Here is a 7,523-nt window from a genome sequence, read left to right on the forward strand (position 1 = left end):
TGGCGTCGCGCAGCGACGCCCTGACACTGCTGATCTGGTGCATCGCCGGAGCTTGCGGAGGCGATGCTCTGGTTGGTGGCGCATCCTTGACCCGTCCTCGTCGACCGGTGAGCCTGGGGATCGTGGTCGATCCCCTTGCCTCCCCGGCGCGCCTGCCCAAGGTCCCCGCCCACGCGTGGGCGTGGCTGCAGCGGTCCCGGCCCGTCCTCGACGAGATCGCCCGCCAGCTGACCGGCCAAGCGCCCACCGCGGCGTTCCTGGACCGGCTGCGCGCGGAGCTCGCCACGGACCCCTTCGTGGCCGACGTGGTGGTGGGCGTCGTGGCCGACGTGGCGTTCCGCGGTCGTCTGCCGACCCGGCGGCCGGCGGGCACCACGTGGGACCGGGGCCTCACCTGGTGGGCGGCCACCATCGCCGGCACCACGCCGGCGGAGTTCGAGGCTCGCAGCCGGAGCCCGCGGGGAAGCCAGCGCCCGCTGTTCGACGGCCCTCCGGGCGGTGAGGCCCCCGCGGTGCCCCCCACGCCGGCCGTGGCGGCGGTCCCTCGCTGGCCCCCGGCTCCGGGCCGGGCCGCGGTGGCGGCGGTGCTGCGCGACCTGCTGGGAGCCGCAGAAGGCGGGCAGATCCCCGTCGCCGCGGTCCGCCAGCTGCTGGTGGAGGTCGAGGGGACCCCGGAGCCGCCCTCGCCGTGATCGCGGGCCTGCCGGGTTGGGCGCAGGAGGCGCCCGCCGGGTAGCGTGGTCGGGTTCACCCTCCCCCGTTCCCAGAGGTGCCGTGCAGACCGCTTCCGACCATCCTCCCGCCACCCGGTCCGACTGGATCACCCGCGGCGTCGACGCGGTGTTCCTGCCCGATGCGCTGGTGCCCGCGCGTGGCCGGCTGGCCCTCTACTCCGAGACCGGGGACCATGCGGCGCTGGCCGCACACGCCGAGCGGTTCGGGTTGCCGAAGGGCCAGGCCGGTGACGCGCGTCTGGCCGTCGTCGCCGAGGGGAAGGTGGCGCTGCGCGATCTCACCGTGCACGCCGTCGACCTCGCCGACGCGCTGGACGGTCTGCTGGCGCTGCGCGTGGACGAGCCGACCACCTACCGACGCCCGCCGGACTCGCTGCGGGCCTGGGCGCTCGCCGCGCGTCTGGGGGTGGGCGCCGTCGCGAGCCGGCGGCTGGCGCCGACCCTGACCAGGGCGGAGGACGGTACGGTCTTCGGCGCCTGGAAGGCCTGGCCCGGGCCCGACAGCGAGCACGAAGCCCTGGTGGGGTGGTTGGCGGCGGCGATGCCGCCGTCGGGCCACGTGCTGGCCGACGGCATCGACACCGTGTGGGACGCCGCCGCGCTCCTGTGCGCCTTCCTGGATGCGGTGGCGGACCTCGCCGCGCGCTCCGCGAACCCGTCCCCCTCGGGCACCAGACCGCGCAACCGGCTGCTGCCGTGGACCGCCCGGTGGGCGGAGGCCCTCACCGACTTCGAGGATGCGCACGTGCCCCTCCGTGACGACGCCGAGGAGATCGTGGCCGGCGTCAACGGCTGGCTGGTGAGTGGCACGGCGGCCCCCGAGGGTGAGTCGCCCGAGCTGCGCCTGCAGGCCCCGGCCACCCAGGAGGGCTCTTGGCTGCTTGAGCTGGGCCTGCGCACCGCCGCAGACACGTGGGTGCCCGCCGGCGCGGTCTGGTCCGCCGAGGACACCGTCCGCCAGGAGGCGCTGCTGCGGGGCCTGGGGCGCTGCGCCCGTGTCTACCAGCCGCTCGACGCGGCGCTGCGCGAGCCGACACCCGAACGCGTGGTCCTCGACCTCGCCCAGGCATGGGAGCTGATCAGCGAGGCGGCCCCCGCGCTGACCCAGGCCGGTGCGGTGCTCGTCCTGCCCGACGACCTGGCCAGAGACGACCTGCGGGTGCGACTGCGTGTCGACATGCCCGAGGCCGGCGTGGTCACATCCGGGGACGGTGGCGACACGGCGGACTCCGTGCACGGCCTCATGGCCGCCACCTCCTGGGAGGTCGCCCTCGGCGGCGAGCCGCTGTCGGGCGACGAGCTCGACGCCCTGCTCGACCTGTCCTCGCCCCTGGTGCACTGGCGCGGCCGCTGGGTGCGCGTGGACGAGGCCCAGCTGAGCGCCGTGCGCGAGCAGCGCCCCCCTCCGGGAGGCGGGCAGCTGCCCTTCGCCGAGGCCCTCGCGCTGGGCCTGCAGGGCACCGCCTCCCTCGGCGACGACGACGCGCAGGGCCAGGACGTCGACGTCGTCGCGGGCGGTGGCGTCGCCCGCTTCCTCGAGCAGCTCGCCGCGACCGCGGACGAGCCGCCGGCGGCATCGACCCCGCCTGGCTTCGTCGGGCAGCTGCGGCCCTACCAGCGCCGGGGCGTCGCCTGGCTGCAGGGCATGCGCGCACTGGGGCTCGGGGCGGTGCTCGCCGACGATATGGGGCTCGGCAAGGGCATCCAGCTGATCGCCTACCTCCTCACCCGGGGGAGCGGGCCGCACCTGGTGGTCTGCCCCACCTCCGTGGTCGGCAACTGGGAGCGCGAGCTCGCCCGCTTCGCCCCCGACCTGGACGTCGTGCGGTTCCACGGCGCGGGGCGCGCCACGGACCTGCGGGGCACCACCGGGGTCGTCGTGACCAGCTACGGCACCCTGCGACGCGACGTGGCACCGCTCACGGCGATCGACTGGGACGTCGTCGCGCTCGACGAGGCCCAGCACGTGAAGAACCCGTCCACTGCAGGGGCGAAGGCGGTCCGCCTCCTGCGCGGGCAGCAGACGGTCGTGCTCACCGGCACGCCCCTTGAGAACCGCCTGTCCGAGCTGTGGGCGCTGCTCGACGTCACCAATCCCGGCTTCCTCGGCAGCCGAGCGGTGTTCGGTCGGCGCTTCACCGCACCCATCGAGAAGCGCCGTGACCGCCGTGTCGCAGCCCGCCTGCGCCGGCTGGTCGCGCCGTTCATCCTCCGACGGGAGAAGACCGACCCGACGGTGGTGGCCGAGCTGCCGCCGAAGATCGAGCGGACCGTGCCCTGCGCCCTCACCGTGGAGCAGGCGCGGCTCTACCAGGCCGCCGTCAACCGGGCGTTCGACGAGGGCCCGCAGGGGCTGGCGGGGGCCTCGCCGATCCAGCGCCGCGGACGCGTCCTGGCGCTGCTGACCGCGCTGAAGCAGGTCTGCAACCATCCGGCGCAGCTCCTCGGTGAGCGCGATCCGACGCTGCTCGGGCGCTCCGGCAAGCTCGCCGCGGCCCGCGAGATCGTCGCGGAGGCGGTGGGGGCGGGCGACCAGGTGCTCGTGTTCACCCAGTACGTGGCCATGGGTCGTCTCCTGGTGGAGCAGCTCGGCGCCGACCTCGGGACGGCGGTGCCGTTCCTGCACGGCGGGGTGTCGGCGCCGGCTCGCGACCGGATGGTCGCGGCGTTCCAAGGCGACGAGACGGACGTGGACGCGCCGCCCGTGCTGGTGATCAGCCTGCGCGCCGGTGGTACCGGCCTGAACCTCACCGCGGCGACCCACGTCCTGCACTACGACCGGTGGTGGAACCCGGCGGTGGAGGACCAGGCCACCGATCGGGCACACCGCATCGGTCAGCACCGGACCGTCGAGGTGCACAAGCTGATGACCGCGGGCACCGTCGAGGAGCGCATCGCGCAGGTCATCGAGCGCAAGCGCGACCTCTCCGCCCAGGTCGTCGGGGCCGGCGAAGCCTGGATCACCCAGCTTGGTGACGCCGAGCTCGCCGATCTGGTCGCACTGTCGCCACAGGCCACGATCGACGACGGCGGCGACGACTGGGACGTCGGCGACGTGTCCGGCATCCAGGAGGCCTCCTGATGGCTGCGCAGTCCTGGGAGGCGCACTGGCGGTCGTTGCTGGCCACACAGAACGAGGCCGTCGCCCGCGAGGTCGTGAAGGGCCGTGCCTACCACCGCTCGGGACGGGTCACCGACCTGCGGGTGTCGGCCGGGCTCGTGGCGGGGCGGGTGCAGGGCCGCCAGTCAACGGCCCGCGTCGTCGAGGTGACGGTAGCGACCCTGACGGCCCGCGAGTGGGCGACCGTCGTGGATCTGCTGGCCGGGCAGCTGCGTCACAGCGCCCGCCTCCTCGCCGGTCTGCAGCCGGAGGGGCTGGCCGAGGAGCTGGCGGACCTCGGGGTGGCGCTGCTGCCCGGACCCGACGACGTGACGACCACCTGCGGCTGCGGTGCGGTGCGACCATGCGCGCACGTCGCCGCGACCTGGGAGGCGACCAGCGAGCAGATCGCCGACGACCCGTTCACGCTGCTGCACCTGCGCGGGCGGGGGCGCGAACGGCTCCTCGCCGACCTTGCGGCAAACCGGGCCCAGCAGGCCGACCGCGCCGTGTCCGTCCCGCTCACCGACCTCCCCCCGGCCGGCTGGGCCCGCAACCGCGCCCCGCTGGAGGACCTCCACCTGCCCTCGGGCCAGGTCCCCGACCGTGGTGGCGCCCCCCTGCGGCTGCTCGGTGACCCGCCTGGATGGCCGCGAGGGCCCAGTGCGGACGAGCTGTTCGGACCGCTGGTCGAGCGCGCTGCCCGCTGGGCGGCAGGGCTCGACGACGACGAGCGACGTTAGGCCTGTCGGTCCTCCAGGCCCGGAGGCAGGGCACCGGTGGCCTTTTGCCAGCCCGCCGCTGCGGCACGACTCGCGAGCATCCGCGCGACCCCCACCCCCGCGCCGAGAGCCATCGTCCACGCCACCGCCTCACCCCAGCTCGTGCCGGGGTTGGCGGGGTTCATCGGCGGCTCCTCGTGGCGGACCTTCTCCCAGCCGGAGGTCAGCGCCTTGCGCATGGCGATGCCGGCGAGGATCGCCGATCCGAGGCCGGCGACTTTCCAGGCGATCTTCTCCATGGTCGAGCCCATCTGTGCGCGTGCTTCGACGGAAAGCCGGTCCAGGTCCCGGCCAAGCTGTGTCCGCGCGGCCTGGACCGCCGCCACCCGCTCGGCCAGGCCGTTGTGCTCCCCGGCTGCCTGCGCGGTGGGCGGCTGTGACCCTACCGCCTGGCCAGATGCGACTTGGTCCACGTGACGTCCTCCTCGAGGTTGCGCTTGGTGGTGTCCAGCGTGACCGGTGTGGCCAGCAGGCGCTTGCCCACCAGAGCGAGCACCCCGCCGACGATGAGGAGCACGACGCTCACGATCAGCCCGGCCGCCCACCCGGGCAGCACCAGCGCGAGCGCCAGCGCGGCGGTGATGAGCAAGCCCTGCAACGCCAGCCAGCCCATCACGCCCGCGCCGGCGAGCAGCCCTGCGCCGGTGGCCTTGGCCGAGGCGGCCTGCGTGAGCTCGGCCTTCGCGAGCGCCAGTTCGGCGCGGACCAGGGCGCTCGCGTCCTCCGCGACGGCCTTGGCCGCCTCGCCCGCCCCGACGGACGGCTGCGGGGCGAACAGCCCGCGCACCCGGCCGGCGTGGCCGAACGGTGGTTTGGGTTCTGCGGTCATCGGCGTTCTCCCTGCCCAAAATCGGTCTCCCACCGAGAATTCCCGAGAATTCCGTGGCAGCCTACCCGGCGACCTACCCGGTCGGATGGGCATTCACACGGACAGACGCGGTCGGCACGCTACAGTTGGATCTCCACAACAAAGTGCTTGCCTTCACCGGGGAGGTTCGTCGTACCCTAAGAGGCCAGTATCGAGGGTGACCAGGGTCATGTCCCTGCCCGATACCACCCGCCGGTGCGGGGCCTCGTCAATTTGGCGGCGGGTTGCCCCCGCCCCCGCACTAACCAGGGGAAGGTGACTGCCACCGTGCCACAAATGGTCGAGGAGATGCCGCTGCACGACCACGTGCAGCTGTATCTGCGGGAGATGGCCCGCACTGCACTGCTGACCGCCGAGGAAGAGGTCGACCTCGCCAAACGCTACGAGGCCGGTCTGGAGGCGGAACGGCTCCTGGGTGAGCGCAAACGGGCGACTCCCACCCGCCGCCGGCAGCTGAACCTGGTGGACCGCGACGGCAAGCGCGCCAAAGAGCGCCTCGTGCAGGCCAACCTCCGGCTGGTGGTCTCCGTGGCCAAGCGCTACCAGGGCCAGGGCCTGCCGCTCCTGGACCTGATCCAGGAGGGCAACCTCGGTCTCCTGCGGGCCGTGGAGAAGTTCGACTACCGCCGCGGCTACAAGTTCTCCACCTACGCCACCTGGTGGATCCGCCAGGCGGTCGGGCGGGGCGTGGCCGACAAGGGCCGGACGATCCGCCTGCCGGTCCACATGATGGAGCGGGTGCGCCGCGCCCTGTCGATGCAACGCGACCTCGCCGAGCAGTACGGGCGCGAGCCGTCGCTCGACGAGCTCGCCCTGGAGCTCGGCGAAGAGGTGGAGCTGGTCGAGGAGCTGCTCACGTACGCGCGGACGCCGACCTCCCTGGAGACCCCGGTCGGCGAGGACGGCGACGCCGAGCTCGGCGACTTCATCGAGGACCGCAACGCCGACGACCCGTTGGAGGTGGCTGCCAAGGGCCTGGCGCGCAAGGAGCTGCTCGACGTCGTGGCCGGCCTGCCCGACCGGGAGCGCACGATCCTGGAGCTGCGCTTCGGACTGCTCGATGGTGAGGCGCGCACCCTCGACGACGTGGGTCGCTACTTCGGCCTGACCCGTGAGCGCATCCGGCAGCTCGAGGCTCGGGCGTTGTCAAAGCTTCGCCACCCGTCGCGGGGGCGCGCCCTGTCCGACACGGCGGCCTAACCTCCGCGCGACGCAGGCGGCACCGCGAGCCCGCCCGACGTGTTCCGTGTCGTGATGCGGGTCTCCGGCTTGGCGAGCAGGTAGTACAACGCCATGGTGCTGCTCGCTGCCAGGACGCCGATGTACGCGATCAGCCTCAATCCTTGCGTATCCCCGTCCCACTGCGGGTGGGCCCGCACTGAGCACGCCATCGCACGTCCGAGGTAACGACATCATGGAGCCGGAGAGGTTGCGTGCTGCGGGCGACGGGCGCAGCGCCGAGCGGCTGCGTCCCTGGGCCACGTCACACGGTAGTCTCTGCCGTTCGAGAAGGGGCGGTCGCCGGCGAGTCCAGGGAATTCCGCACCTCGTCGAGCGATCTGCATTGCAGCAAGTTGAAGGCCATACAAGCTGTCGCAGAATGGGCCGACCAGCATGCGCACACGCCTGCTGGCGGACGGGGAGCACGTCGTGGCTCGCCCTGGCCGCCCGGGGGAGCCGCCGTATGGACACGTCGTAACGCGGACACTTTGCCGGCGTGGGTGCGCGTAACGCGGACACTTCGCCGTTCCCTGAAAGGTGCATACTATTATAGATAGGTATCAACCTGAGGACGGTTTGCCCGTTGTGTTCGGGGGTAAGGTGGCAATGCCCCCACATCGTCGACCGGGAGTGGCAGAGCGGGCGTGGACGCACGCACCCATCCCCGTGGGCGGGCAGGACGACGAACCAGCAACACGTGGGTGACCGCCCTCGCCGGGACACGCCGCACGGCGAGGACCGACCGCCCGGCCACCAGGTCGCGCGCCCACCCTGCGAGGAGCCTTGCACCCCATGAGCCTGGACCGCCGCAGCAACCG

The 7,523-nt window shown here is 73.2% G+C and carries 6 protein-coding genes; 4 read left to right on the plus strand and 2 right to left on the minus strand.

Annotation, left to right across the window (positions count from 1 at the left end; translation table 11 throughout):
• The 3 genes from WD250_06835 to WD250_06845 form a co-directional block, all read left to right on the plus strand.
• A partial coding sequence (locus WD250_06835) for a hypothetical protein (GenBank protein MEX2619917.1) occupies positions 1-692 on the plus strand: 692 nt, incomplete at its 5' end.
• Between the two features lie 82 nt (positions 693-774).
• A complete protein-coding gene (locus tag WD250_06840; GenBank protein ID MEX2619918.1) occupies positions 775-3,816 on the plus strand; it encodes a DEAD/DEAH box helicase in 3,042 nt (1,013 codons plus the stop codon).
• Entirely contained in the window at positions 3,816-4,577 is a 762-nt protein-coding gene (locus WD250_06845) for a hypothetical protein (GenBank protein ID MEX2619919.1), read from the plus strand. The genes WD250_06840 and WD250_06845 overlap by 1 nt, the downstream gene beginning before the upstream one ends.
• On the opposite strand, the gene WD250_06850 is transcribed toward WD250_06845, so the two are convergent.
• Both WD250_06850 and WD250_06855 read right to left on the minus strand, forming a co-directional pair.
• Positions 4,574-5,029 carry a DUF4235 domain-containing protein gene (locus WD250_06850; GenBank protein ID MEX2619920.1) on the minus strand — a complete coding sequence of 152 codons (456 nt, stop codon included), beginning with the start codon at positions 5,027-5,029 and terminating at the stop codon, positions 4,574-4,576. The genes WD250_06845 and WD250_06850 overlap by 4 nt on opposite strands.
• On the minus strand, positions 4,999-5,445 hold the full coding sequence (locus WD250_06855) for a phage holin family protein (GenBank protein ID MEX2619921.1): 447 nt from the start codon (positions 5,443-5,445) through the stop codon (positions 4,999-5,001). The genes WD250_06850 and WD250_06855 overlap by 31 nt, the downstream gene beginning before the upstream one ends.
• A gap of 294 nt (positions 5,446-5,739) precedes the next feature.
• Between WD250_06855 and WD250_06860 the strand changes: the two genes are divergently transcribed.
• Positions 5,740-6,684 carry a sigma-70 family RNA polymerase sigma factor gene (locus WD250_06860; protein ID MEX2619922.1) on the plus strand — a complete coding sequence of 315 codons (945 nt, stop codon included), beginning with the start codon at positions 5,740-5,742 and terminating at the stop codon, positions 6,682-6,684.
• Positions 6,685-7,523: the final 839 nt, after the last annotated feature.

The sequence above is a fragment of the Egibacteraceae bacterium genome (assembly GCA_040905805.1).
In the GTDB taxonomy this organism is placed as follows: domain Bacteria; phylum Actinomycetota; class Nitriliruptoria; order Euzebyales; family Egibacteraceae; genus DATLGH01.

Excerpts from the sequence above, each read along its gene's own strand:
- WD250_06845 (MEX2619919.1), top strand. The coding sequence starts at position 3,816 with ATGGCTGCGCAGTCCTGGGAGGCGCACTGGCGGTCGTTGCTGGCCACA.
- WD250_06855 (MEX2619921.1), bottom strand. The coding sequence starts at position 5,445 with ATGACCGCAGAACCCAAACCACCGTTCGGCCACGCCGGCCGGGTGCGC.